This is a genomic window from Hymenobacter daeguensis (genome assembly GCF_054780555.1).
The window spans coordinates 83,823-109,804 of the sequence record NZ_BAAGWC010000010.1 but is presented as its reverse complement, the minus strand read 5'-3'; the positions used below and the strand labels follow the sequence as shown (position 1 = coordinate 109,804).

Here is a 25,982-nt window from a genome sequence, read left to right as displayed (position 1 = left end):
CGCTTCTGCATGGCCGGATGGGCCAACAAGGCTATTCTACCACCAGCCGTTGCGTGGCGGTGGCACCGCCCGCCTGCACCCGCACGGCGTAGAGGCCGGGTGCGAGGCGGGTCAGGTCCAGCTCGGCGGTGGCGTTGGTGGCGGCCGTTTGGGTGCGCAGGGTGCGGCCCAGGGCATCGAGCACGGTAAGGCTGGCCGTGGTGGTGCCGGGGGTGGCGGGCAGCTGCACGGTGACACGGCCGTGGGCGGGGTTGGGAAATAGCTCCAGTCCCACCAGCATAGTTGAAGAAGCAACCGCCAATGGCCTATTGCCCAGCGAAGCTAAAAACCCTACAGAGCCCCCAACAGGGCTTGTGATGCTTTGAACATCGAAGTTAGCCGTGGGCTGCGCGTTGCCGGCCACATATACGCTTGTACCCGTCAGGGCTATGCCAGTAGCATAATCGCTGCCAGTGCCCCCTGCTTGTTTGGTCCAGGCAAACGTTGCACCAGAACCGTTGTCGGTGAGCTTGCTCATAAAGGCGTCGTAGCCCCCATAGCTTGTGAGCACTGTATTGCCGAAAGTCGCGGTGGAGGGGCCGGTGAAATTCCCGGCCATGTATAAGTCGGTGCCATTTATGGCCAGCGCGCTTGCAATAGCCCCCGAAAAGCCCCCAGCGGTGTAAGCCCACACGAAGGTGCCGCTGGAGCCAACATCCGTTAGCTTAGCTATCAACACCTGGCGGTTACCACCCATTGCATACAGACCAATATTATTACCAAGGTCTATTGAGGACACAAAGTGCCCTGCCATGTAAACAGTAGCACCATTCGCCACGAGTGCACTGGTGCTTGTAGACCCCGTCCCCATTATTGCTTTGCCCCACACGAAGGTGCCAGTGCTTCCGTTATCCACCAGCTTTACCAAGAACATGTTCGAAGGAGCAGATGCGAGCGAAGGCGTATAAAGGCTGACAGGACCAAAGATGGCGGCAGTGTTTGGACTGCGGCTTCCAGCCAGATAGACATTTGCGCCGCTTACCGCAATGGCACTTGAATAGGCATTGCTCGCTTGCTGTATCCAACTAAAGCTTGCGCTCGGCCCGTTGTCTGTCAATTTGAAAACAAACATGTTTCCCCCACTACTGGCAAGCGAGAAGGGGCCGTATTGCGCGGTTAATCCGTAGAAGTACCCTGTTACATATACATTGCTGCCAGCCACCGCCAAGCCTCCGCAATAGTCGTCCAGCAAGCTGCCGCCCCCCTGGCTCCACACAAAGCGGCTGCTGCTGCCCGCGTCCGTTAGCTTGGCGACGAAGACGTCGGCAGCGCCTGCACTGGTGAGGGTAGTGCTGCCGAAAGCGGCCGTTCCGTTGAAACTACCCGTTACGTACACGCTGGCCCCGTTCAACGCCAAGGCATATGGCTGGTCGTCACCGGTTCCGCCAGCCCGCTGCGCCCACAAGAAGCCATTACTGGCCTCGCTCCATTTAGCCACAAATACGTCGTTGCCCCCGGCCGATACCAGCGTGGTCGGGCCCAACGTCAGCGTACCAGTGAACAAGCCTGTCACATACACATTGCCGCTGGCATCGGCTATCACCTTGCTCATTGACGAGGTACTGCCCGCGCTTTGACCTGCTCCTATCGCCATCTGCCAGGTCGGGGCTTGTGCCTGGGCCATCGATGCAGCTAGGCTCAGTAACAATATTACAAACAAGCCCTTGAGGCTTGACGGGTAAACAAAATGCATAGCTATGGAAAGAGTGCGTTTTAAGGAAAGGGTCTTCGGAAGGAGCTTCGCTAAATGTAGCTACTGATTTCCAGCAATAAAACAAAGAAACGCCCCGGCCAACCGGCCGGGGCGTTCCCTTCTGATGCAAGCAGCCGGGGCTGCTTAATCCACCAGCACAGCGCGGCCGCTTTCCACGTCCTGCTCTACCGATTTGTATTTCACGTCGCGCTTCACCGTGCCGTCCATGTACTGCACGTTCACCTTGTCGTTGCGGTTGGCCACTTTCTGGCTGCGCACGGGGGTTTGCTTCACGGCAGGCTGGTCGGCGGGGCCCATGTCCTCGGGGCCGGCCCCGAGCGAGTCGAGGTTGGATTCGTGCTCCACGGTGAGGCGCGGGGCGGGCTCCTCGTCTTCGTAGTAATACTCCTGCTCGTCGTTGGTGCCCACCGCGCCCTGCTGCACCGGCACATCGGCGTGGAAGAGGAAGGTGGTGGTTTCCTCGTTCACCTTCGCAATCATGCGCTTGAACAGCTCGAAGCTCTCAAACTTGTACACCAAGAGCGGGTCCTTCTGCTCGTACACCGCGTTTTGCACCACTTGCTTCAGGTCGTCCATCTGGCGCAGGTGCTGGGTCCAGGCCGTGTCGATAACCGACAGCACCACCACTTTCTCCATCTGGCGCAGGATGTCGTGGCCGCCGGTGGCCTGGGCGCGGCGCAGGTTGGCAATGGCCTGCACCTGCTTCTTGCCATCGGTGAAGGGCACGGCGATGTTCTCGTAGGGCGCGCCGTTGCTCAGCAGGTCGTTTACCAGCGGCAGGTTGGTGGCGGCAATGTGCTCGTTCTTGCTCTGGAAGTAGCCCAGCGCCTCGTCGTACAGCTTTTGGGTGAGGGCCGGCAGCTGCAGGCTGGTCAAATCCTGGGCCGTGAGGTAGGTGTCGTAGCCGAATACTTTGATGACGTTCAGCTTGAAGTCCTCGAAGTCGCCCGTGATTTTGTGGCCGGCGGCGATGTCCTCGCTCACGTCGTAAATCATGTTGAGGATATCGACTTCCATGCGGTCGCCGTGCAGGGCGTTGCGGCGGCGCTTGTACACCACTTCGCGCTGGGCATTCATCACGTCGTCGTACTCCAGCAGGCGCTTGCGCGTGCCGAAGTTGTTTTCCTCCACCTTCTTCTGAGCGCGCTCGATGGAGTTGGTAATCATCGAGTGCTGAATCACCTCGCCCTCTTCCATGCCCATGCGGTCCATGAGCTTCGCAATCCGGTCGGAGCCGAACAAACGCATCAGGTTGTCTTCGAGCGATACGAAGAACTGCGAGGTGCCGGGGTCGCCCTGGCGGCCGGCGCGGCCCCGCAGCTGGCGGTCGACGCGGCGGCTTTCGTGGCGCTCCGTGCCAATGATGGCCAGCCCGCCCGCCGCCCGCGAAGTCTCGCGCAGCTTGATGTCGGTACCGCGGCCTGCCATGTTAGTGGCGATGGTGACGGTGCCGGGGTAGCCGGCGGCGGCCACAATCTCGGCCTCGCGCTGGTTCTGCTTGGCGTTGAGCACTTGGTGCTGGATGCCGCGCAGCTTCAGCATGCGCGATACCAGCTCGGAAATTTCTACCGACGTGGTACCCACCAGCACCGGGCGGCCGGCTTCCACCAGCTTCTGGATTTCCAGAGCCACGGCGTTGTATTTCTCACGCACCGTCTTGTACACCTGGTCGTCGGCGTCTTTGCGGCTGATGGCGCGGTTGGTGGGAATCACCACCACGTCGAGCTTATAGATTTCCCAGAACTCGCCGGCTTCGGTTTCGGCCGTGCCGGTCATGCCGCCCAGCTTGTGGTACATGCGGAAGTAGTTCTGCAGCGTCACCGTGGCGTAGGTCTGGGTGGCGTCTTCCACGCGCACGTTTTCCTTGGCCTCGATGGCCTGGTGCAGGCCGTCGGAATAGCGGCGGCCTTCCATCACGCGGCCGGTTTGCTCGTCCACGATTTTCACCTTGCCGTCGTCGGTCAGGATGTACTGGTCGTCCTTCTCGAACAGCGTGTAGGCCTTCAGGAGCTGGTTCACGGTGTGCACCCGCTCGCTCTTCTCGTTGTAGTCGCTCATCAGCTTGTCTTTCTGCTGGAGCTTCTCCTCGGCCGAGAGGGCGTTGTTTTTCTCGATGTCGGCAATGGCCATGCCGATGTCGGGCATGATGAACAGCTTGGGGTCTTCGCCCTGGGCCGTAATCAGGTCGATGCCTTTTTCGGTGAGCTCAATCTGGTTGTTCTTCTCGTCGATGGTGAAGAACAGCGGCTCGTCGGCCTTGGGCATCTGGCGCGAGTTGTCGGCCAGGTAGTGGTTTTCGGTGGCCTGGAGCACGGCCCGAATGCCGGTTTCCGAGAGGTACTTGATGAGCGGCTTGCTCTTGGGCAGGCCGCGGTAGGCGCGGAACAGCAGCAGGCCGCCGGTGCCGTTTTTGTCGCCTTCTTCCACGCCGGTTTTGCCGGCGGCAATCTGCTTGCGGGCTTCCACAAGGTAGGACTGCACGATTTTCTTCTGCTCGTCCACCAGGCGCTGGATGCGCGGCTTGAGCTGGTAGAACTCGTGCACGTCGCCGCGCGGCACCGGGCCCGAGATGATGAGCGGCGTCCGCGCATCGTCAATCAGCACGGAGTCCACTTCGTCGACCATGGCGTAGTGGTGCTTGCGCTGCACCAGCTCCTCGGGGTCGCGCGCCATGTTGTCGCGCAGGTAGTCGAAGCCGAATTCGTTGTTGGTGCCGTAGGTGATGTCGGCCTGATAAGCGGCGCGGCGCTCCGGCGTGTTGGGCTGGTGCTTGTCGATGCAGTCCACGGTGATGCCGTGGAACTCAAACAGCGGCGCATTCCACTCCGAGTCACGCTTGGCCAGGTAGTCGTTGACGGTTACGAGGTGCACCCCACGCTTCGACAAGGCATTCAGGAACGACGGCAGGGTCGAAACCAGCGTCTTGCCTTCGCCCGTGGCCATTTCCGAAATCTTGCCCTGGTGCAGCACCACGCCGCCAATCAGCTGCACGTCGTAGTGCACCATGTCCCAAGTGATTTCGGCGCCGGCGGCCGTCCACTTGTTGGCCCAGATGGCTTTGTCGCCCTCAATCACGCAGTTGGGGTGCGTCAGGGCGTATTCGCGGTCGTGGGCGTTGGCGGTTACCACCAGCTGGCCGTTTTCCTTGTAGCGGCGGGCCGTGTCCTTCACAATGGCGAAGGTGATGGGCAGCACCTCCAGCAGCACGGCTTCGAGGTCTTTGTTGCGCTGCTTTTCCAGGGCGTCAATCTGCTCAAACAGCGCCTCTTTCGCAGCTACATCAAGCTGCGGCTGGGTGTCGATTTGCTGGTGCAAACCGGCAATCTGCCCGTCGAGGCCGGCGAGGCGCTCGGCAATGCGGGCGCGCACGGCGTCGGTCTGGTCACGGAGTTGGTCGTCGGTCAAGCCGGCCAGTTTGGCATATTCGGCATTAATCAGCGCCACGTAGGGCGTGATTTCCTTTAAATCACGCTCCGACTTGGAGCCAAATATTTTGGCGACGGTCTTGCCTAGGAATTCAAACATCAGGTAGTATTTTAGCGAATAGCGCGTTGGCGCACCTCAAATTTACGGAGCGTTCCGCTAAAACCGTCCCAAAACGAAAAGCCCCGCCAAATTGGCGGGGCTTTTTCTGTAGCGTGGACTCTGCGAGTCCGCGTCTCGCCGCGTTGCGGCGAACTGTCGTTAGCATAATAGCGCGTGCTTTCTGGCAGCCCCACATTCGCCGCCTGGCGGCGAGACGCGGACTCGCAGAGTCCACGCTACCGTGCTACTCCTGTTTCGGCGAGCGGCTGATGAGCTTTTCCACCAGCGCCGTGCTGCCCGAAATGGCGGGAAGTACCGGCTTGCTGGCGTTTTCTTTCTCGGTCAGCTTCTTGTAGAGCGTGAGGGCCTGGGCCACCACCTGGTCCATGTTGTAGTACTTGTAGGTGGCCAGGCGGCCCACAAAATGCACCCCCGGCGTTTCATCGGCCAGCTTCTTGTACTTGTTGTACAGCTCGGCGTTTTCGGGCATCGGAATGGGGTAGTACGGGTCGCCCTCGGCCTGCGGGTACTCGTACACGATGGCCGTTTTGGGGTGGTCCTGGCCGGTGAGGGCCTTGAACTCGGTGATGCGCGTGTAGGGATGCTCGTTGGGGTAGTTCACCACGGGCGCGGCCAGGTGCTTCTCCTTGTTCAGCGTTTCGTGCTTGAATTCGAGCGAGCGGTAGGGCAGCTTGCCGAATTTGAAGTCGAAATACTCGTCCACCGGCCCCGTGAAAATCATTTCCTTAAACGGAATGAAGTCCATGATTTCGTGGTAGTCCGTGTTCAGCATCACCTTGATGTTCGGGTGATTGAGCATGTTCTCAAACATGCGGGTGTAGCCGTGCAGGGGCATGGCCTGGTAGGTGTCGGTGAAGTAGCGGTCGTCGCGGTTGGTGCGGGTGGGCACGCGCGAGGTCACCGACTTATCGAGCTGCGAGGGGTCGAGGCCCCACTGCTTGTTGGTGTAATTCTTGAAAAACTTGTTGTAGAGCTCGCGGCCTACTTTGCTCACCACCACGTCTTCCGACGTTCTGATGACGTCAACGTGCTCGGCCACCGAAGCGAAGAATTCTTCCACCTCGAAGCTGGTCAGGTTCAGGCCGTAGAGCTTGTTGATGGTGTCGAGGTTGATGGGCATGGGCACGTGCTGGCCATCGACCGAGGCCAGCACGCGGTGTTCATACGGCCGCCAGTCGGTGAAGTGCCCGAGATAGTCGAACACGTCTTTCGAATTGGTGTGAAAGATGTGCGGGCCATACTTGTGCACCAAAATGCCGTCCTCGTTATAATGGTCGTAGGCATTGCCGCCAATGTGGCTGCGCTTGTCAACTACGAGGACTTTTTTGTTGCTGCGGGTGGCCAGCCGCTCGGCCAGCACGCTGCCGGCAAAACCGGCCCCAACGATGAGGTAATCAAACATGGTGCGTATGGGTATGGAATGTGGTAAAGGACTCTATCGGGAGGGAATGGGGGTTGGTTAACGGGGCCGGCTTTCGGGAGCGGGCGCAACGGGCGGCAGCTCAACTTCCGATACCTTGGCGGCAACCAGCGGCTTGCCTTCGACCAGGGTCGTGGAGGCATCGGGCGCTTTGGCCCAGAGGCGGTCCTGCATCAGGTCCACCATCTGCTGCCAGGTCTGGTCCCAGGAAATGGTGGCCAGGTAGTCGTCGGTGCGCTGGCGCCAGTCGGCGTCTTCGCGCTGGGTGAGGGCGGCCTGGATGGCCTTGCCGAAGTCGGCGGCGTTGTCGGCAATCTGCACCAGGTTGAGGTCGCCGTAAGGCCGCACCACGTCGCGGATGGGCGTGCTCACCACGGGGTTGCCGGCGGCGAGGTACTCGGGCGTTTTGGTGGGCGAGATGAATTTGGTGCTTTCGTTATCGGCAAACAAAAGCGTCGCCACATCCCAACCCTTCAGGTAAGCGGGCAGTTCCTTATAGTCTTTGCCGCCGAGATAATGCACGTTGGCGGTGCGGGGCAAAATGGCCGGGTCAATCTTCACCACCGGCCCGATGATGACAAACTGCCACTCTGGATGGCTCTGCGACAGCTCGCGCAGCAGCTCAATATCCAGCCGCTCATCCACCACGCCGAAGAAGCCGATGCGCGGATGCGCGATGCCGGCCTGGTCGGCGGGCTCGGCCAGCGGGCCACGGGCCTGGCCAAAGTGGTCCTTGTCGATGCTGCTCGGGAAGGGGTGCGCGTCGGGGTGCTGCTCACGCTTCGATTCGTAGAGCGTGTGGCCGCCGGTGAACACGAGGTCGGCTTTGTCGAACAGCTCCAGCTCGCGCTTTTTGAGCTCGGGCGGCGCAAATTTGAAAGCGGCCAGCTCGTCCATGCAGTCGTATACGGTGAGCTTAGGCACAAACTGGCGCGACTTGCCCAAGGCCATGGGCGTGTAGTACCAGAACAGGTAGTTGGTCACGCCCTGCTCATTGAAATAATGGCTGAGCACTTCGAACTGGGCTTGGTCGGCGGCGGCTTCGTCGGCCCGCAGGCGGTGGGGCAGGTGCACCACCACCACTTTCACGTCCTGCTGCCGCTCCTTGATTTCAACGTGCGGCTCGATGAGGTCATCGTTGTGAAAAAAGGCGTCTTCGACGTAAAAAACCCGGCCCTGCTGCGCAAAGCGCGACATGAGGTGCTGGGGGCGCTGCCACACAAAATCCCAGTGCAGGTGCGCGAAGCAAACCAGGTCGGGGAGCGTGTAGGGAGCAGTGGTTTCGGCGGCTGAATCGCTGGGCCGGACAGCGGTGGCGGAGGCACGCAAGGGCGCTTCCACCGTCGAAGAAGGGGGCATGAAAATGAACAGGAAAAGGGGGTTTCGCGCCGCGCCGGAGGGACTCTCACCTGCCAGGCCGGGGCGCTTGCTATCCTATACGCAGCCCTTCGCCCAAAGGATATGGCCCAGCTTACTTTGCCAGACCTCACCAATTCTTCACATTCTCAGCAAGATATACGGCTAATCTGATTTTCAGATACTGCCCGGCTCGGCCAGCAGCAACTGCCATTCCACCACGTCCTGCCAGCCCGTGGGCGTGCGCAGCCAGGCCAGCCGGGTGCCCACCCGACGAAAGCCGGCGCCCTCAAAAAGCTGCATACTAGCCGGGTTATCGGTGCCTACGGTGGCGTAAAGCTGGTGCAGGCGCAGCACCCCGCGGGCGTGGCTTTTCAGCAGTTCCAGGGCTTGCCGGGCGTAGCCGTTTTTCCGCTCCCGGGCCAGAATGGTGATGCCCACGCCCGCCCGCTGGTGCAGCGGGTCGAAGTCGAAGAGGTCGACGACGCCCACGGCCGGGCCGCCAATCTCCGTAGTAATCACCAGCCGCAGCTGCCGCACTACGTAGAAATCCGCAGCAGCGTGCTCCAGGTACTCCCGCAGCGCATGGCGCGAAACCGGCACCAGCGTATCGGAAACGCCCCAGATATCGGGGTCGTTTTCGAGGGCATAGAGAAATTCGAGGTCGTCGGGTTCAAGGGCGCGCAGGTGCATGGGGTGGCAAAGGTATTGCTGCGGGTTGCCTCCCCCCCCGGCCCCGCTTCCTGGGGAGCGGGGCCGGGGGGAGGCTTAAATTTAATTGTGTACAATCAAACATTACACAACCGAATCCGTTTACCTTTGCGACGCCACATGCCAACCGCTCCAAACCAACCCGTCAAAGAATCGCTGCTGAAGCTGGAAAGCCAGATTTGCTTTCCGGTGTATGCCGTGTCGCGGCTGATTACCAAGGCGTATCAGCCGCTGCTGCAAGCTCTCGACCTGACGTACCCGCAATACCTCGTATTTCTGCTGCTGTGGGAGCACGGACAGCTGACGGTGAAGGAGCTGGGCGAAAAGCTGCTGCTCGACTCGGGCACGCTTACGCCGCTGCTCAAGCGCATGGAGCAGAAACAGTGGCTTAGCCGCCGCCGCGCTCCGCACGACGAACGGTCGGTTATCATCGAGCTATTGCCCGCCGGCCGGGCGCTGGAAGCCCAGGCCGGACACATTCCGCTGGCGATGATTGACAAAATGCAGCTGTCGGAAGCCGAGGTGCTTTCGCTGCGCGCCCATCTTGCCCACTTGCTTACCCAGCTGGCCTAGCCGCCAGCGCCATTTCAACCCCAATTACCTTACCCATTCCCGATGAAAATCGAAAAAATCTTCACCGCCCAGGCCCTGGCCAAAGGCGGCCGCGACGGCCACGTTACCTCCAACAACCAGGTGCTCGACCTGACCCTGAGCACGCCCAAGGAAATGGGCGGCCCCGGCAAGCCCGGTGCCACCAACCCCGAGCAGCTCTTCGCCGCCGGCTACGCCGCCTGCTTCGAAGGTGCGCTGGGCGTAGCTGCCCGCCAGGCCAAAGTGCGCCTGGAAAACGTGACCGTGGAAGCATTCATCGGCTTCGGTAAGGCCGAGGACGGCGGCTTCGGCATCTCGGCCGATTTGCACGTCAACATCCCCGGTGTGGAGCAGAAGCAGGCCGAGGAGCTGGTGGAAGCCGCGCACGGCATCTGCCCCTACTCGCGCGCTACCCGCGGCAACATCGAGGTGACCCTGACCACTACCACCAACGCGTAACCGCTGCGGAGACGCGCATCACAAAAAAGGCCTCAGCGCAAGCTGAGGCCTTTTTTGTAACACATTCATTCTGCCTTATTCCACCGTGCCGCCAAACACCCGCACGGCCGGGCCGCTCAGCCACACATTTTCGAAACCGCCATCGGCACGGGGCTCGAACGAGACGGCCAGCTCGCCGCCCATGGTTTGCAGGCGCACGGGCGACACCGCGCCGCGCCGCGAGGCGGCCAGCGCCACGGCCGTGACGCCGGTGCCGCAGCTCAGGGTTTCGTTTTCGACGCCGCGCTCGTAGGTGCGCACGGGCCAGGCGTGGGCCGGGTCGGCGGGCACTTCCACGAAGTTGACGTTGGTGCCGGCAGGGTCGTAGGCCTGGTCGTAGCGGATGTCGTGGCCGGTGCCGTACACGTCGAACTCGGCCAGCTTGTGGCCTTCTTCGGGGTCGAGGAAGTGGATGTGGTGGGGCGAGCCGGTGTGCAGAAACACGTCCTCCTCCCCTACTTCGGCTTCGATGGGGGCGTTCACGTCAATCATTTTGAGGCGCACGGTCCCATCGGCTTCCACGCGGGCATCGTGGGGGCCATCCACGGCCAGGAAATGGGCCTGGTCGCCAATGAGGCCGAGGTGCCTGGCGAAGGCCACGGTGCAGCGGCCGCCGTTGCCGCACATGGAGCTGGGCCGGCCGTCGGCGTTGAAGTACACCATCTCAAAGTCGAAATCGGGCTTGTTGCGCAGCAGAATCAGGCCATCGGCCCCGATGCCGAAACGGCGGTCGCAGAGGCGGGCAATGAGCGGCTGGTCGGTTTCGTCGAAGGCACGGGCGCGGTCGTCAATCATCACGAAGTCGTTGCCGGTGCCCTGGTATTTGTGGAATTGCATTGAGGAAAATTATTCGTCGTTTCTACAAGAACGTCATGCTGAGCGCAGCCGAAGCATCTCTACCGTTTCGTTGTGTCGATTGGATTACCACTGCGGTAGAGATGCTTTGGCTGCGCTCAGCATGACGGACTGGTGCAAATAAACCGCCATCCCGGCATTTCGTTCCTCAGTGCCCCTGCTCGGCCAAATCGCCGCAGCGGAGCCAGTTCTCCCAGCGTTTGCGCTTTCTGGCGATTTTGCCGCGCAGGTATTTCTCCATAATCAGAGCAGCACACGGAGCGGCGGAGAGGCCGCCGTAGCCCGCGTTTTCGATGTAAACGGCGACCACGATTTTCGGCTTTTCGGCCGGGGCGAAGCCGGCGAAGGTGGCGTGGTCGTCGCCTTCGTCGTTTTGCACGGTGCCGGTTTTGCCGGCCACGCTGATGCCTACGTCGTCCAGATTAGCCAGCGCGGCGGTGCCGCCGGGGCGCAGGGCGGCCACCATGCCGGGAATCAGCTCGGCGAAGTGCACGCTATCGACCAGCGTGCGGTGCTGCTCGTGGAAGCGGGCCAGCGGACCGCCGGTGCCCACGCTGCGCACGAAGTGCGGGATGTAGTAGTAGCCGCGGTTGGCGATGATGGCCTGCACGTTGGCCATTTGCAGGCCGGTGAGGTTGATTTCGCCCTGCCCGATGCTGAGGGAATAGATGCTGCCGTAGGTCCAGCCGCAGCGGCCGCGCCGCTTGTCGTAGTAGGCCGGCGTGGGGATGAAGCCGGGCCGCTCCTGCGGCAAATCGACGCCCAGCAGCGTGTCGAGGCCGAAGGACCGGACGTGGCGCGTCCAGGCGGCCAGGTTCAGGTGGCGCTGGGCACAGGTATCGACGGGCTGGGCCAGGGTATCGGGCACATTGTCCACCACCTTTTGCAGCACCTGGTAGAAGTAGGGATTGCAGCTGTACTTGAGGGCCTGGGTGAGGGTGCGGGCGTTGGGGTGGTCGTGCACGCAGTTGATGAGCGACTGGTCGCAGCGGAAGCCGGTGTTGGCCGTGATGCGGCCCAGCTGCAGGGCCACGGCCGCATTCACCAGCTTAAATACCGAGCCTGGCGGGCTGGCCTGCAGCGCGGCGCGGTTGAGCAGCGGCATGTCTTCGCTGAGCAGCAGGGCGCTGCGCTCGCGGCCCCGGCCGAGGGCGGTGATGGTGCTGGGGTCGTAAGTCGGGGCCGACACGTAGCAGAGGATTTCGCCGGTGGCGGGGTCCAGGGCCACGATGTAGCCCTTGCGCTCGTGCATGATGCGCTCGGCGTAAGCCTGCAATTCGGCGTCGAGGCTGAGGTGCAGGTCCTGGCCGGGGTGGTAAACGGTATCGGTGGCCCAGGTGCCGTGGGGCTGGTTCAGCACGTCGAGCAAGGGGTGGTAGGCGCCGAAGGTGCCCTTCAGCAAGCCGTTGTAGTAGGTTTCGAGGCCGCCGTTGCGCAGGCGGTAGAAGCGGCCCCGCGCCAGCCGCTGCGCCTGGGACAGAAACGGCTGGGCATTGGCATAAGCGTAGCCCAGCACGGGTGCCGCCACGTGCGTGGTGTAGTTGCGGGCCGTGTACTCGCGCAGCGTGAGCCGGGGCCACTCGCTCCGGTGGCGGCGCAGGGTGTCGTACTCGGCGCGGGTGAGGTCGAGCTGCAGGGGCAGCTCGCGGCGGCGCAGGTCGCGGCTGCGGTACTCAAACGCGCTGTCGGGCCAGCCCAGCAGGCGGTTGAGGCGGGCAGAGTCGAGCCGGCCCCAGTGCGGCAGCACCAGCAGGTAGCGCGGGCCGGTGTAGGCCAGCACCGAGTCGTTGCGGTCCAGAATGCGGCCCCGGTGCGGCCAGAAGGCTTCCCGCTTGGGCGTATAGGTGTCGTGCGGCAGGATAACGCCGATGCCGGGCACGGGCGTGCGCCGCCACCACAGCACCAGCACCAGGCCGGCGAGCAGGAGAACAACCAGTAACGCAGCTAACTTCTTGCGGTTGGCGGGCAGCATCCGGCAAAGCTAGTGTTCTGCTGGCAGCTTGGCCGGGCTTCCTCGATGAACGGGGACGGTGGCCTTTTGAATTGGGCTGGGCACGCCCCCTACCTTTGCCGTCTGCTTATGTACGACTTCCTCACCACCTCCCCCTGGCCCGACTACGAGCTGATTGACTCCGGCAACTTCCAGAAGCTCGAACGCTTCGGCAAGTACGTGCTGGCCCGGCCCGAGCCGCAGGCCATCTGGGACCCGCACCTGCCGCTCAAGGAATGGGAAAAGGCCGATGCCGCCTTCGCCCGTGCCCCCGGCTCCACCGAAAAAGGCCAGTGGCGCCTCAAGCCCAGCATGCCCGAGCAGTGGGTCATTGCCTACGAGCGCCCCGACGGCCTGAAGCTGAAATTCCGTCTCGGCCTGTCGTCGTTCAAGCACGTGGGCCTGTTTCCGGAGCAGGACCCCAACTGGCAGTTCATCTACAACCAGACCCGAAAGCGCCGCGCCAAAGTGCCGCGCGTGCTCAACCTCTTCGCTTACACCGGCGCGGCCACGCTGGCCGCCCGCGCCGCCGGGGCCGACGTCACCCACCTCGATTCGGTGAAGCAGGTGAACTTCTGGGCCCGCGACAACATGGACGCCAGCCAGCTCGACGGCGTGCGCTGGCTGGTGGAAGATGCCATGAAGTACGTGCGGCGCGAAGTGAAGCGCGGCAGCAAGTACCAGGGCCTCATCCTCGACCCGCCCGCCTACGGCCGCGGGCCGAACGGCGAGAAGTGGCAGCTCGAAGATGAGCTGAATGAGATGCTCAAGCTCAGCCAGCAGCTGCTCGACCCCGAGGACCATTTCTTCGTGGTGAACCTGTACTCGCTGGGCTTCTCGGCCCTGATTCTGGACAATCTTACCACCGCCATTTTCCCCGGCCAGAAGGCCGTGCGCGAGCTGGGCGAAATTTACCTGCACGATGCCGGCCAGCGCAAGCTGCCGCTGGGCACGTTCTGCCGGTTTGCTACCTAATCTACTTTTTCTGTCATCCTGAGCGCAGCGAAGGACCTTATCACGTATGCGCGGTTGGAATTAACACCCAACTGTTCTGACGTGATAAGGTCCTTCGCTGCGCTCAGGATGACAGACGAATAAAACAACCCCGCTATGCACACCCATCCCCGCCGCCTTGCCCTGATTGACATGGGCACCAACACCTTCCACCTGCTCATCGTGGAAATGCCCACCGTGCCCGGCCAGAAGCCCACCACCATCCTGCGCACCAAAGCGGGCGTGCGCCTCGGCGAGGGCGGCATCAGCCAGGGCATCATCGCCCCGGCGGCCTACGACCGGGCCCTGCACACGCTGGCCGGCTTCAAGGAGGAAATGGAGCTGCACAACGTGAGCGAAGTGCGCGCCACGGCCACCAGTGCCATGCGCGTGACCAAAAACGGCCCCGACCTGGTGCGCGACATCTTCGAGCAAACCGGCATTCAGGTCAACGTCATTCCCGGCCAGCGGGAGGCGGAACTGATTTGCGAAGGCGTGCGCCAGGCCGTGGATTTGGGCACCGAAGCCCAGCTGATTGTGGACATTGGCGGGGGCTCGGTGGAGTTCATCATTGCCAACCAAACCACCATTTTCTGGAAGCAGAGCTTCGAAATCGGGGCCCAGCGCCTGCTCGACAAGTTCTTCCCCGACCCCAGCGGCGTGTTTCCCGCCGCCGCCGTGGTGGCTGAGCAGGACTATTTAAGCACGGTGCTCACGCCGCTCGTCGAAGCCGTGCGGCAGTACAAACCGGTGGGCCTGGTGGGCGCGTCCGGCAGTTTCGACAGCCTGGCCGACATGCAGCTCGGCCAGCTGCGCACCGAAGCCCAGCTGCCGCCCTGCACCGAGCTGGCCCTCGAATCGTTCCAAAGCAGCTACCGCCACCTGCTCAGCGGCAACCACGAGCAGCGCCTGGCCCTGCCTGGCATCCTGCCCATGCGGGCCGATATGCTGGTGGTGGCGGCGGTGCTGATTGACTACGTGCTGGGCATCACCGAAATCACGCGCATCCGCACCTCGGCCTACGCCTTGAAGGAAGGCGTGCTGGCCGAGATGCTGGGGCTGTAGCCACGCGCTGGCCGGCGAGCTGCCGCACCAGCACGCACACGCACGAGAAAGCCCCGCCGGCAATTGCCGGCGGGGCTTTCTCGTGCGCAATACAAGCCGGGTTATTGCCGTACCACGCGCTGGGTGAGCACCCCCTGGCTGGTTTGCACGCGGACGGTGTATACCCCCGCCGCCAGCTGGCCCAGTTTCAGCGGCACCGTGCCCGGCATTGCGGTGCTGGTATGCACTACCTGCCCCAAAGCGTTGAGTACCGTCAGCTGCGAGGCATTTACGTTCGCCCCCGCCAGCTCTACATTCAGCTGGCCGTCGGTTGTCGGGTTGGGATATACGCGCAGGCTCACGCCGTTGCGCGATGCCACGGCCGTGCCCGTTACCAGCACGGGCGTGGAGGGCGCCGACGAGCAGCCGCCGGGCACTACCAATACCACGGTATAGCTGCCGCTGACCGGCACATTGGGCACCGTCAGGGAGAAAGCGGTGCTGGCCGGGCCCACCGGCTGGCCGCCCACGAAGAACTGGTAGAGCACGCCCGCCACCGGGTTGGTGCTCAGCTGCACGCCGCCGCCCGGCAGTGCCTGCACCGTGAGCGTGGGCGTGGCTATTCCCGGGTTGATGGTTACCGTCGCGGTGGAGGTGGTGGTGCTGCAGGCCCCGGTTCCCGTCACCGTGTTGGTGATGGTGAAGGTACCGCTGCTGGTCTGCGTAGCCAGGTTGATAACGCCCGTCACCGGGTCGAGGCGCAGGCCCGTGCCCGTGGTCGAGAACGTGCCGGTCACGGCCCCCGTCGCCAGTACCGGCGCAATGGTTGCGGCCGAGCCCGCACAGTAGCTTCCGGCGGGGTAGCTGAAAGCCGTGTTGGGCGGCGTGGCCAGCGTGAGCACCAGCTGGCCCGTAGAGGTGCAGGCCGCGCCCGGACCGGTCGGGGTCAGGGTCAGCGTCACGGTGCCGGCGGCCACATCGGCGGCCGAGGGCGTGTAGGTGGCGTTCAGCGTGGTGGCATTGGGGGCGAAGGTGCCCGTGCCGCTGGCGGTGTAGGTAGCGCCCGTGGCCGTGCCGGCAATGGCCCCGGCCAGCTGGTAAGGCGTGGTGCCGCAGCTGGTAGCGGTGGCCGCAGGCAGCGTAGCCACCAGGCCCGGCGTCACCGTCACCGTGAGGGGCGTGCGGGTGGCGCTGGCGCACTCGTTGGTGAAGGTGAGGTTGAAGAAGTTGTTATAGGTCGTGGGCTGGTAAAAAGTGCCGGACGGGAATTGATACGAGCCCCGCACGGTGAGCACCCCGTTGGGCGAGGTCATCGGATAGCTGACGCCCGTGTAGACGGTGTACCGGCCCAGCCCGCCTACGGGGTTCGACAGCTTGTATTCGCCGGGGGCCAGCACGTAGTTGAGCGGCACCGTAATGCGGTTGTTTACCTGTGCAGCCGTCACAGTCACGGTCACATCGGAACCCGGCACGGCGGTGGCAATCCCCGCAGGCTGGCCGCCGCTCACGCTGTAGAGGCGGATGGTCAGCGGCCCGGCAGCCGTCGGGTACACATCCACCGAGGTCAGCGTGCCCACCTGCGTCACCGCGAAGCCCAACGCGTAGTCCGTCGCCACAGCCTGCACAAACACCCCGTCGTTGACGTTGTAGGCCGCGAGCCCGGCCACGGCAGTGCCGCCCGTGAAAGCCTCGGCGTAGTAGGTCGTGCTGGCCGTAAGGGCGGGCGTGGTCACCGAGCTGCCGGTGCCCACCAGCGTGCCGCCCGTGGCAGCCGTGTAGTAGCGCACGCTCACGCCCGCGGGGGCTGTGGCCGCCAGCGTACCCGTGCGGCCCGCACAGATGCTGGCCGGCGTGGGCGCGGTGGAAATAACGGGATTACTCACCGTGATTTCCGACACGTTCGACGTCGCCACGTTGCTGCCGCAGCTCACCCGGGCCCGGTAGTAGGTGGTTTGGGTGAGCACGGGCGTGGTGAAGGCCGCCGTGGTGGCCCCGGCAATGTCCGTGAACGGCCCGGTCGCGCTGCTGCTCTGCTGAAACTGAATGCTGCCGTTGGCCGCGCCGGCCAGCGTGAGCGTGGTGCTGCCGCTCAGGCACAGCGGCAGCGAAGCCGGCGACAGCGTGCCGGCCACCGGCGCAACCACCGTGAGCGTGGGCGCGGGCGTCAGCACGTCGTTGGCGGCGTTCACATCGCCCGTCACCGAAGTGCTGATGGCGAAGGTGTAGAGGCCCAGCGGCGCAAAGTTGGCCAGGCTGGTGAGGGTGATGTTCTGGGTAGCTGTGGCCGCTAAAGTGCCCGTGCTGATGGTCTGCGTCAGGGTTTGGGTCGAGCTGCTCGGCCCGCTGATGACGACCGATACCGTGAGCGGATTGACCGCGAAGTCCAGCACGCCGGTGCCGTTGTTGCGCACCTGAACGGTAACCGGCGTATTGGCCCCGAAGCAGGTCGAGGAAGCCGAATTCAGCGGCGACACCAGCGCATTCGCCGCCACGTCGATAACCTGGGGCGTGAACTGGTAGGCCCCGATGCTGGGCGCGGTGGCCGGGCGCACGGTGCCGGCGTAGTCCACCGTCACCGAAACCGGCGTGCCGGCGCTGACCAGCGCGGTGGCGGCGGGCAGCAGGTTGGTGCCCGACACGAAAAGCGGGTCGAGGCTGACGGAGCTGCCGTCCTTGGTCGAAGCCGTTTGCAGGGTGGCCAGCGTAAATAAATTGCTGCCGATGTAAGCCAGCACCCCGCTGGTGCCGCTCACAAAATAGTCGTTGTTGTTGCTGGTGGCCAGCACGCTGGCCGCCGGCAGGTACTCGGCATATGAGGCCACGCCCACGGCCGTGCTGCTGATGGAATTGGCAAAAATATTATTGCGCACATCCAGGCCGGTAACCAGGGTCGAGGTCACGATGAAGGCGGCGGTATTGTTGGTCGGGGCGGGCAGCGCCGTGGTCGGCGTGATGGTGCCGAACAGGTTTACGGCATTGTAGTACACCCTGGTGCCCGTGCCGCCCGCCAGCCGAATGCCGAAGGCATTGGCAGCGGTATTGGTGGTGCCCGCCGCATTCAGGACGTCGGAAATCACGTTGTTCGAGATTTCCGCGTTGGTCACATTGGTACCCGAAGCGAGGTTGATGCCGTACGCGCCCCGGCCGCCGGCCTGGAGCTGATGGATGCCGGTGATGAAATTGCGGCTGATGACGGCATTGGTCACGTTGGCATTCAGCTCGATGCCGGCATTGCTCAGGCTCAGGGCGGAGGCATCCATGCCCAGAATGAAGTTGCGCGAGATGAGCGGCGCGGCAGCGCCCTGCACGTCGATGCCTTTGAAAGTTACGTTGCCCGGCGCCACGGTGCCGGTGGCCGACAGCGTGGCCCCGATGCGGTTTTCCACAATCTGCAGGCCGTCGTAGGCCGTATTCACGCTGCCGCCCCGGGCATAGATGGCCTCGTAAGCCGTCGTAATGGCGTTGTTCTGGATAACCAGGTTGTCGTTGTCGTCGCCACTCACGGCGTTGCTGGGCGTGACGGTGGGCGTAGTGGGCGCGGCTGCCGCGTAGATGCCAAACGCGCTGGTTGTGTTGCCGCCCGCCACGTTGAGGTTGCGCAGCGCAATGTTGGTTGAGCCCGCCCCAATGCCCTGGCTGCCCACCCAAACCACGGCGCTGGTGCCCGTGTTGGCCGTGGTGAGGGTGAGGTTGCGGGTGGTGCCGCCGGCGGTGTTGCTGCCGTCGAGGGTGATGTTGCTGGCGGCGTTCAGCAGCACCACTGCCGGGGCCGTGCCGGAGCCGGTCACGACGGGGTTGGTGTTCGGGGCGGGGCTGACGCGCAGCGTATTGGTGGCCGAAGCCGACGGATTGGCGTTGAAGGTGATGGGAAAGGTTTCGGCCGGGCCGTAGGCATTGTCCAGCAGCAGGAACGTGGCAGCGCCGGTCAGCACGTTGAGGTTGTAGGCGTTGGCAGCGGCCGTCAGGGTCGCGAATACGCGGTCGGCGGGCGTGCCGGCGGGCGGCGCGGTGGTGCCCACGTAGTAGGTGCCGCTCATATTGCCCACAATCTGATACGCGCTGGGCGTGGCCGGGGCCGTGGTGCCGGGCGGCGTGAGGCCGCTGCCGCCGCCGGGGCTGGTGCTCAGGTTGGGCGCGGCGGCCAGGTCCTGCGCAGCCACGTAGTATTGAATCACGTCGCCCACCGCCGCGCTGCCGCCCAGCAGCGCGTAGTCGAGGGTGAAGGTGTACTGGCTGCCGCTCACGCTGCCGGCGTTCACAAACACGAAGGGGCCGGTGGCGCCCCGGCGGTAATACAGGCGCGGGGCGCTGGTGCCCGTGGCCACCCCGCTGGCATCGGTGATGGTCACGGTCAGGGGGCGGTTGGCGAGGCTGCTGGTGTTGGCCAGCGTGGCCCCCGTGATGGCGGGGCCGCTCAGGTCCACCGACTGGTAGTTGCCTTCGTAGGCCCCAATATCGGGCGTGGTGCTGCTGCGGGTGGCATTGGCATAGTCGGTGGTGATGCCGCTGATGGGCTGGCCGCCGCCCTCCACCTGCGTGGGCGCGGTGGTGCTTATTTTCAGGAAGTTGGCATTGGTGCCCGCCGTGCTCACAAACGGCGGGTTCTCCGTCACCGCGTTGATGTCGCGGCCCACAACGAAGTTTTTGTAGTCCGTCAGGGTCTGCTGCGGGTTGGTGAGGGCGCTTAGGCCCGTGCCGCCTTCCGCGTAAATCAGGCTGTTGGCCGAAGGCGTGCCCGCGTAGTACAGGTTGTTGTTGGTGGCCGCCTGCAGGTTGGCGGGCACCGTGCCGCCGATGCCGCCGAGGCGGCGGAGCGCCACGGTATACCCTGTGCCAGCGGCCGTCGAGGTGTTCACCACAATGTTGTTGCGCAGGGTGACGAGCGTGGTGGCCGACGAGGTAAACTGAATGCCCGAGGTGCCAAAGTTGGCGCCCGTGCTGCTGCCGTTAAGGTAAATGCTGTTGTACTGGGCGTTGGCCGTGGTGCCATCGCCCAGGTATAGCCCTATTTGAGCGGCCACGCCCGACCCATTGGGCGTATTGAAACTGCCGATGAGGTTATTGGTCACGTTGGTAACAGCGGCACTCACGTTGATGCCGTAGATGACGGGCCCCAGGCCATTGGATGCAAGGCTGGTCACGCGGTTGCGGTACACGTCCAGCGTCGCAGCGCCCCCCGACAGAAACATGCCGTAGGTGGTGTTGCCGTCGTTGCTGATGTTCTGCACCGTGTTGTCATAGTATTGCGCAGCCGCCGCTGAGTTGTGGAAGGCATAGATGCAGTACACGTTTGAGGAGGCACCGGTGGTGGTGAGGTTGCTCACGGTGTTGTTGTACACGTTTTGCGTGGCCGTGGCACCCGTGCTCACATACAGCATGTAGTTGGTGCCCGAGGTGCTGACCGTGCGGCTCCAGTTGCTCAGCGTGTTGCCGAAGATGTTGAGGTTGGCCACCGCCGCCGCGCTTTGTATCCCATAGAAAATCGACGTGGTGGCCGTGGTCGAGCTCATCGTCACGCTGTTGTTGCCAATGTTTACGGTGCCCGCCGCGCCGGCCAGGCCATTCACGCCGCTGCCGTTGTAAATGCCGAAGCAGTTCGACGTGACGCTGCCCGAGGCCATCGTCAAGGTGTTGCTCAGGATATCGGCGTTGCCGCCGGTCGCGACCATGATGCCGTAGAGAATGCTGGTGGGCAGCGCGGCCCCGGCGGCCGGCGTCGGGTTCACGGTGTTGCCCTGCACTTTCAGGCCATTCTGGTAAATGCTGTAGATGCCGTAAGCCGTAGCGGTACTGCCGTAGTTGACAATGGCGTTGCCGGTGGCGGCCGTGCCACTCACCACACTCCCGATTTCGTTGTTCTGGTCGTAATAGGTGTAGGGGCTCGCCGAGGCGTAGCCCACCACGTAAATGCCGTTGTTGACCCCGCCAATGGTGTTGCCGTAGAATTTATTGTTCGAGTTGGTGCCGGCGGCCGTGGTGGGCACCAATGTGGTGGTGCTGGCCGGCGTGTGGTTGGCCATGTAAATCCCCACCGCCGCAGTTCCCTTTTGCAGCGTGATGGAGCAGTTGCGCACCACCACGTTCTGGCAGCCGTCCACGGCGGGAGCCGCGCTTTTCAGCAAGGCAAAGCCCCATTCCATCTGGGCGCTGGCGGTGGTGTTGGAGGCCGGGTCCACCAGCGTCAGGCCATCGAACGTGACGTAATCGGAACCCTGCAGGCCAATAATCTCGTCCAGTACGGAAGTAGTTCCGGCGGCCGCCGTGATGGTGGGATTGGCCCCCGCGCCGGCTGCTTTCTGAAACACAATGGGACTGGCGGCCGTGCCCGTAGCGGTGAGGACCAGGTTCGCGGCCGTTTCGGTGTAGCCCGGCGCAATGCTGAACGTGACCCCGCCCGTGCCCACGCCCTGGGCATTGAGCGCCGTAAATGCCGAGGCCAGCGTAGGATATGCGGCCGAGGGAATGGCCTGCGCACCGCTGACCTGCGCCCGCGCGCTCAGGCTGCCAAGCAGCAGCGCACCCACGCCCAACAGCCGCGTGGAGGATGTGAGCAGGCGCTGCAGCCTCTTCGGCGACTTTTGAAATAGTTGTGTTAGCATGCCAGAAATAGAAAGCAGTAAGTGAGGGTGGAAATGAAAAATGAAGCACAAGGCCCCGGCGCGGGGCCGCGGCCCGGATGCCTGCAGAGCGGGCGCTACGAGCCCGGCATTTTCTGAAGCGGCGCTGCCTGTCGGCACCGAGCATCAGGAAATACTCGCCACCCAAGGTAGCCTGGCCGCCATGCCGCCCAAAGCCCGCGGGCGCGAGTCCGGCGATTTCGGGCGCGAGTCCGGCGATTGACAGTGGGAGTCGATTACAGCAGGGGGTGCGGCGCGGCCCGGTGCGGGCTGGCCAGGCAGCTTTGGGGTTTTCGGCCGGGCCGCCGTATCTTGGATAATCCCGCCTGTTTCACCGTGCTCGTGCGTCTGCGTCTCCACTTACTCTTTCTGCTGCTGCCCTTCGGAGCCAGGGCGCAGGCGTCCATCGACAGCCTGCGGCAGCGCCTGGCCGCCACGCCCGCCGATACCAACCGCGTGCTGCTGCTCAACCACCTGTGCTGGCAGACCAGCACGCGCAACGTGGCCCAGGCCCTCGCCTACGGACAGCAGGGCCTGACGCTGGCCCGGCAGCTGCGCTTCGGGCTGGGCGAAGTGTACCTGCTCAATGCCCTGGCGCGGGCCGCCGTGCTGCAGCACGACGAGCTGGCCGCCATTCGCTACTACCAGCAGGCCGTGCGCCGGGCCGAAACCGTGCCCCGGGCCGACCGGCAGCTCATGCTGGCCCTGCTGGGGCTGGGCCGGGTGGCCATTCAGCAGGAAGACTTTGCCGAGGGGGAGAAGTATTTCCGCCTGGCCCTGTCCCGCCTGCAGCGCCACCGCCCCGTTGCACTCATCGACCAGGGCCTGAGCCAGTACAGCCTGGCTTCGCTGTACTACGGCTGGCTGAAATCGGGCCAGCCCGCCCCCGACTCCATCGACCGCCTCTGCACCTTCTACACCCGGCAGAGCCTGACTACGTTCCGACGGCTGCCGCCCGATGCCAACCTGGCTTCCTGCTTCGGCGACATGGGCCGGGTCCACGCCCTGCATCAGCAGTATGACTCGGCCCAGTCCTGCTTCCAGAAGTCGCTGCGCCTTTATCAGCAATTCGGCGACCGGTTTGGCCAGACCGAAACCCGCCTGAGCCTGGCCGAAGTGCTGCTGGCCCGGCACCGCGCCCCCGAGGCCGAGGCCCTGCTGCGCCCCGCCGTCACCTGGGCCCGCCAGCTCAAAGCCACCGGCCTCGAAGCCCAGGGCAACCAGCTGCTGGCCGCCGCCCTGGCCGAAACCGGGCAGGGCCTGGCCGCCTACCGCCTGGCCCGCACCGGCCAGGCCCTGCTCGACAGCCTGCAGTCGGCCGAACGGCGCCAGACCCTGACGCGCCTGCGCGTGCAGTTCGATACCGAGCGGCAGCAAAGCCGGGTGCGCGAGCTCACGCACCGCACGCAGCTCCAGCAGCAGCAGGCCGCCAAGCAGCGGCAGTACCTGTGGCTGCTGGGCGGCCTGCTGCTGGCCGTGGCGGGGGGCCTGGGCATTGCGGGCCTGCTGGCCTGGCGCCTGCGCCTGAGCCGGGCGCTGCTGGCGCACCAAAACGCCGAGCTGCAGGCCACCCGCAGCGAGCAGGACCGCCTCTACGCCCTCATCGCCCACGATTTGCGCAGCCCCGTGGTGGCCTTCACAGCCCTGGCCGACCTGCTGAAACGCTACGTGGAGCGGCACGACACGGCCCGCCTGCTGGGCCTGGGCGAGCGCATGCGCCAAGCCGCCGAGGGCCTGCGCGGCCTGCTCGACAACCTGCTGAGCTGGGCCCTCACCCAGCGCGGCGAGCTCACCCCCCAGCCCGAGCCCCTGGCCGTGGCCACCCTGCTGGCCGAAGCCGCCGAGCTCTACCAGCCCAGCGCCGAGGCCGCTGGCGTACAGCTTACGGTGGCCCCGGCCGCCACCGGTGTGCTCCTCGCCGACCGCAACATGACCCACACCATCCTGCGCAACCTGCTCAGCAATGCGCTGCGGGCCACGCCGCCCGGCGGCACCATCACCCTCACGGCCGGCCCGGGAGGGCCCGGCACCCTCACCCTGGCCGTGTGCGACACCGGCCTGGGCATGGATGCGGAACAGGTGCAGCGCCTGTTGACCGAGGCCCCCATTGGCTATCCGGCTGGCCGGCGCAGCCCCACGGGCCTGGGCTGGCGGCTGAGCCAGTCGTTTGCCCGTGCCCAGCGCGGGCAGCTGGGCCTGCGCAGCGAGCCAGGACAGGGCACAACAGTAACGCTCACGCTGCCCGCGGCCGTGGGCGTGGCGGCTGGTTCGGAAGTTCCGCATTTGGCGGGTGAGGCAGTGTAGGGGCAGGGCCTGTCCCTGCCCGTTGGTCGCACCGGGCGGGCGGTTTCGTTCAATGACCGGGCGGGGGTAAGCCCTACCCCTACGGCCAATTTCCGTACTTTCGGCGGTGTTTTGGCGGTTGCCAATACCTGAGAACCTTATGGCCGATTTAGCTATTCGCGTGCTGGTGGTGGAAGACGAGCCGATTTATGCCGACCAGCTCGAAGCATACCTGCAGGACCTGGGCTGCGAGTTCATCGGCCCGGCCACGGACGCGCGCACGGCGCTCTCGCTATTCCGCACCGAAGCCGTTGACCTGGTGCTGCTCGACGTACATCTGCGCGGCCCGATTGATGGCATTGAGCTGGCGGGGCAGCTGCAGGCCCTGCGGCCCGTACCGCTGATTTTCCTGACCTCGCGGGCCGACGACGCGGCTTTTGACCGCGCCCGGCCGCTGGGCCCGGCCGCCTACCTCATCAAGCCCGTGGCGTTCGATGCCCTGAAACGGGCCCTGGCCCTGGCCATCGACAGCTCCACGGCGCCGGCGGCCAGTGCGCCGGCGGCCGCAGTCCCTCAGCCATTAGCGAAGCATCCGGAAACGCTGTTTATCAAGGAGAACGGGATGCTGGAGAAAATCCGCATCAGCGAGATTCAGCGCATTGAGGCCGACAATAAGGTGTGCCGGCTGGTGTTGGCCGGGCGGGTGGTGGTGGTGCGAATGCCGCTGCGCGAGGTGATTCGTCATCTGCCGCCCGACCATTTCGTGCAGATTCAACGCAGCTACTACATCAACCTCGATTACCTGCAACGCTTCGACCCGGTTCGCAACCTAGCCCAGGTCGGCGACCAGGTGCTCCCGGTTAGCCAGACCTACCACCACGAGCTGCTGCGCCGGCTGCACAAGCTGGATTAGCGCCGGGCCGGCATCGCCCACGGCCGCAGCAAAACGGTTTTCGTGCGGTTCCTCACCCTGCGGGGTTTCAGTGGCCGTGTTATGGTAGCGCACGGGCGGCTACCGGCTGGCACACCCGGTGAATAAAGGCCAGCTTCTGCGCCACCTCGGGCCGGATGATGAAGGGGTAGGAATCGGGCTGGCCCATGCTGCGGTTCAGGCTGTTCATGGCAAATGTCAACGGCAGCCACTGCGCCATGATGCGCTCGAAATCAACCACTTCGTAGGGGTCTTCGGTGATGGCCACGCGCAGCGACTGGCTGTCCTCGGCCCCGATGGGGTTCATGTCCAGCCCGAAGGCGTGGGCGGTTTGCAGCGTGTCGAGGATGTGCAGGTAGTGAGCCCAGGTTTCGGCCCAGTCCTCCCACGGGTGGCTGCCGGCGTAGGCGCTGATGTAGTGCTGCGGCCAGTCGGGGCGCGGGCCGCGGGCGTAGTGCTGCTGCAGGGCCTCGGCGTAGTCCCGGCGCTCATCGCCGAACAGCTGGCGGTAGTCGTCCAACTGCGGGGAGTTGGCAATCAGTCGGTCCCAGTAGTAGTGGCCCACCTCGTGGCGGAAATGTCCGAGCAGGGTGCGGTAGGTTTCGGCCATGGCCTTGCGGGCCATCTCGCGCTCGATGTCGTCGGCTTCGGCGATGTTGATGGTGATGAGGCCGTTGTCGTGGCCGGTCATCACCTTTTCTCCCGCTTCGGGGTTGGGGTCGGCCAGGAAGTTGAAGGCCAGGCCGTGCTCAGGGTCGGTGGCTTTGCTCACCACGGGCAGGCCCAGGCGCAGCAGGCTATACACGAGGCGGCGCTTGGCCGTTTCGAGGCGCTGCCAGCGCAGGCGGTAGTCGGGGTTGCTCAGGTCAGGGATGGTGCGATTAAGGTTGCAGGCTACGCAAAAGGGCGTGGGGCTGCCGGTAGGCACCAGCCAGTTGCAGCAGGCATCGAAGTGGTTCTGGCAGTAGGCGTAGGTGGCCGGCGGAGGCGTGGCGGGCACCCCGTAGAGCTCAAAACGACCGTCTGACCGGGTGACGAGCGTGCGCAGCTCGCGCTGTGCGGTTTCGAAGCCCAGGGGAAATTCGCACCGCTCGCACCGGCTGTTTTCGAAGAAAAGCAGCTGCCCGCAGTGCGTGCACTTGAAAAGCTTCATCTGGATTGGGTCGGGCTTTGGGAATCAGGTTCGAAGGCAGAGAACCGGTGTACGGCCCTTGTCGAAAAGGGCTGCATCTGATGGGTTCCGTCGCTGGCATGACATGGCGGCCGGTCATTCGTTTTCGACTCTATTTTGATATTTTCCTTCTTTTTCGGCTTACCCCCCTATTGTTTTTCGGCATTTGCGTGGGTTATTACGGTCGAATTGCATAGTACCCCCTTAAATTTCGAAGGGGAAC

Annotated in this window: 15 protein-coding genes; 6 read left to right on the top strand and 9 right to left on the bottom strand. The window is 64.1% G+C overall.

Features of this window, described 5'->3' with window-relative positions; genetic code table 11:
• Positions 1-31: 31 nt before the first annotated feature.
• The 5 genes from ACYVHT_RS12995 to ACYVHT_RS12975 form a co-directional block, all read right to left on the bottom strand.
• Entirely contained in the window at positions 32-1,732 is a 1,701-nt protein-coding gene (locus ACYVHT_RS12995; RefSeq protein WP_460552212.1) for a T9SS type A sorting domain-containing protein, read from the bottom strand.
• A 144-nt stretch (positions 1,733-1,876) separates the two neighbouring features.
• Positions 1,877-5,278: a preprotein translocase subunit SecA gene (secA, locus tag ACYVHT_RS12990; protein WP_460552209.1), complete on the bottom strand. Its 3,402-nt coding sequence runs from the start codon at positions 5,276-5,278 to the stop codon at positions 1,877-1,879.
• Between the two features lie 244 nt (positions 5,279-5,522).
• Positions 5,523-6,701 (bottom strand): UDP-galactopyranose/dTDP-fucopyranose mutase family protein, encoded by a 1,179-nt coding sequence (glf, locus tag ACYVHT_RS12985; protein ID WP_460552205.1) that lies wholly within the window; start codon positions 6,699-6,701, stop codon positions 5,523-5,525.
• Positions 6,702-6,758: 57 nt separating this feature from the next.
• Positions 6,759-8,078, bottom strand: coding sequence for a glycosyltransferase family 1 protein (locus ACYVHT_RS12980; protein WP_460552202.1), 1,320 nt, complete (start codon positions 8,076-8,078; stop codon positions 6,759-6,761).
• A gap of 174 nt (positions 8,079-8,252) precedes the next feature.
• Positions 8,253-8,768, bottom strand: coding sequence for a GNAT family N-acetyltransferase (locus ACYVHT_RS12975; RefSeq protein ID WP_460552199.1), 516 nt, complete (start codon positions 8,766-8,768; stop codon positions 8,253-8,255).
• A 138-nt stretch (positions 8,769-8,906) separates the two neighbouring features.
• Between ACYVHT_RS12975 and ACYVHT_RS12970 the strand changes: the two genes are divergently transcribed.
• Positions 8,907-9,359, top strand: coding sequence for a MarR family winged helix-turn-helix transcriptional regulator (locus ACYVHT_RS12970; RefSeq protein ID WP_460552197.1), 453 nt, complete (start codon positions 8,907-8,909; stop codon positions 9,357-9,359).
• A 42-nt stretch (positions 9,360-9,401) separates the two neighbouring features.
• Positions 9,402-9,836 (top strand): organic hydroperoxide resistance protein, encoded by a 435-nt coding sequence (locus ACYVHT_RS12965; protein WP_460552193.1) that lies wholly within the window; start codon positions 9,402-9,404, stop codon positions 9,834-9,836.
• Between the two features lie 75 nt (positions 9,837-9,911).
• Here the strand turns inward: ACYVHT_RS12965 and dapF are convergent, their stop codons facing one another.
• Positions 9,912-10,712 carry a diaminopimelate epimerase gene (dapF, locus tag ACYVHT_RS12960; RefSeq protein ID WP_460552190.1) on the bottom strand — a complete coding sequence of 267 codons (801 nt, stop codon included), beginning with the start codon at positions 10,710-10,712 and terminating at the stop codon, positions 9,912-9,914.
• 166 nt (positions 10,713-10,878) lie between these two features.
• Positions 10,879-12,702: a peptidoglycan D,D-transpeptidase FtsI family protein gene (locus tag ACYVHT_RS12955; protein WP_460552187.1), complete on the bottom strand. Its 1,824-nt coding sequence runs from the start codon at positions 12,700-12,702 to the stop codon at positions 10,879-10,881.
• A gap of 108 nt (positions 12,703-12,810) precedes the next feature.
• Here ACYVHT_RS12955 and ACYVHT_RS12950 point away from each other — a divergent pair, with 108 nt between their 5' ends.
• On the top strand, positions 12,811-13,695 hold the full coding sequence (locus ACYVHT_RS12950; protein ID WP_460552185.1) for a class I SAM-dependent methyltransferase: 885 nt from the start codon (positions 12,811-12,813) through the stop codon (positions 13,693-13,695).
• 135 nt (positions 13,696-13,830) lie between these two features.
• Positions 13,831-14,778 (top strand): Ppx/GppA phosphatase family protein, encoded by a 948-nt coding sequence (locus tag ACYVHT_RS12945; protein ID WP_460552182.1) that lies wholly within the window; start codon positions 13,831-13,833, stop codon positions 14,776-14,778.
• 101 nt (positions 14,779-14,879) lie between these two features.
• Here the strand turns inward: ACYVHT_RS12945 and ACYVHT_RS12940 are convergent, their stop codons facing one another.
• Positions 14,880-21,356: an Ig-like domain-containing protein gene (locus ACYVHT_RS12940; RefSeq protein ID WP_460552179.1), complete on the bottom strand. Its 6,477-nt coding sequence runs from the start codon at positions 21,354-21,356 to the stop codon at positions 14,880-14,882.
• A 360-nt stretch (positions 21,357-21,716) separates the two neighbouring features.
• Between ACYVHT_RS12940 and ACYVHT_RS12935 the strand changes: the two genes are divergently transcribed.
• The gene (locus ACYVHT_RS12935; RefSeq protein ID WP_460552176.1) at positions 21,717-23,678 is read left to right on the top strand and encodes an ATP-binding protein; all 1,962 of its coding nucleotides are present in this window, start codon (positions 21,717-21,719) and stop codon (positions 23,676-23,678) included.
• A gap of 139 nt (positions 23,679-23,817) precedes the next feature.
• On the top strand, positions 23,818-24,570 hold the full coding sequence (locus tag ACYVHT_RS12930) for a LytR/AlgR family response regulator transcription factor (RefSeq protein ID WP_460552173.1): 753 nt from the start codon (positions 23,818-23,820) through the stop codon (positions 24,568-24,570).
• 79 nt (positions 24,571-24,649) lie between these two features.
• Here ACYVHT_RS12930 and ACYVHT_RS12925 read toward each other — a convergent pair whose 3' ends face one another.
• Positions 24,650-25,741 carry a zinc-binding metallopeptidase family protein gene (locus ACYVHT_RS12925; protein ID WP_460552170.1) on the bottom strand — a complete coding sequence of 364 codons (1,092 nt, stop codon included), beginning with the start codon at positions 25,739-25,741 and terminating at the stop codon, positions 24,650-24,652.
• Positions 25,742-25,982 lie beyond the last annotated feature (241 nt).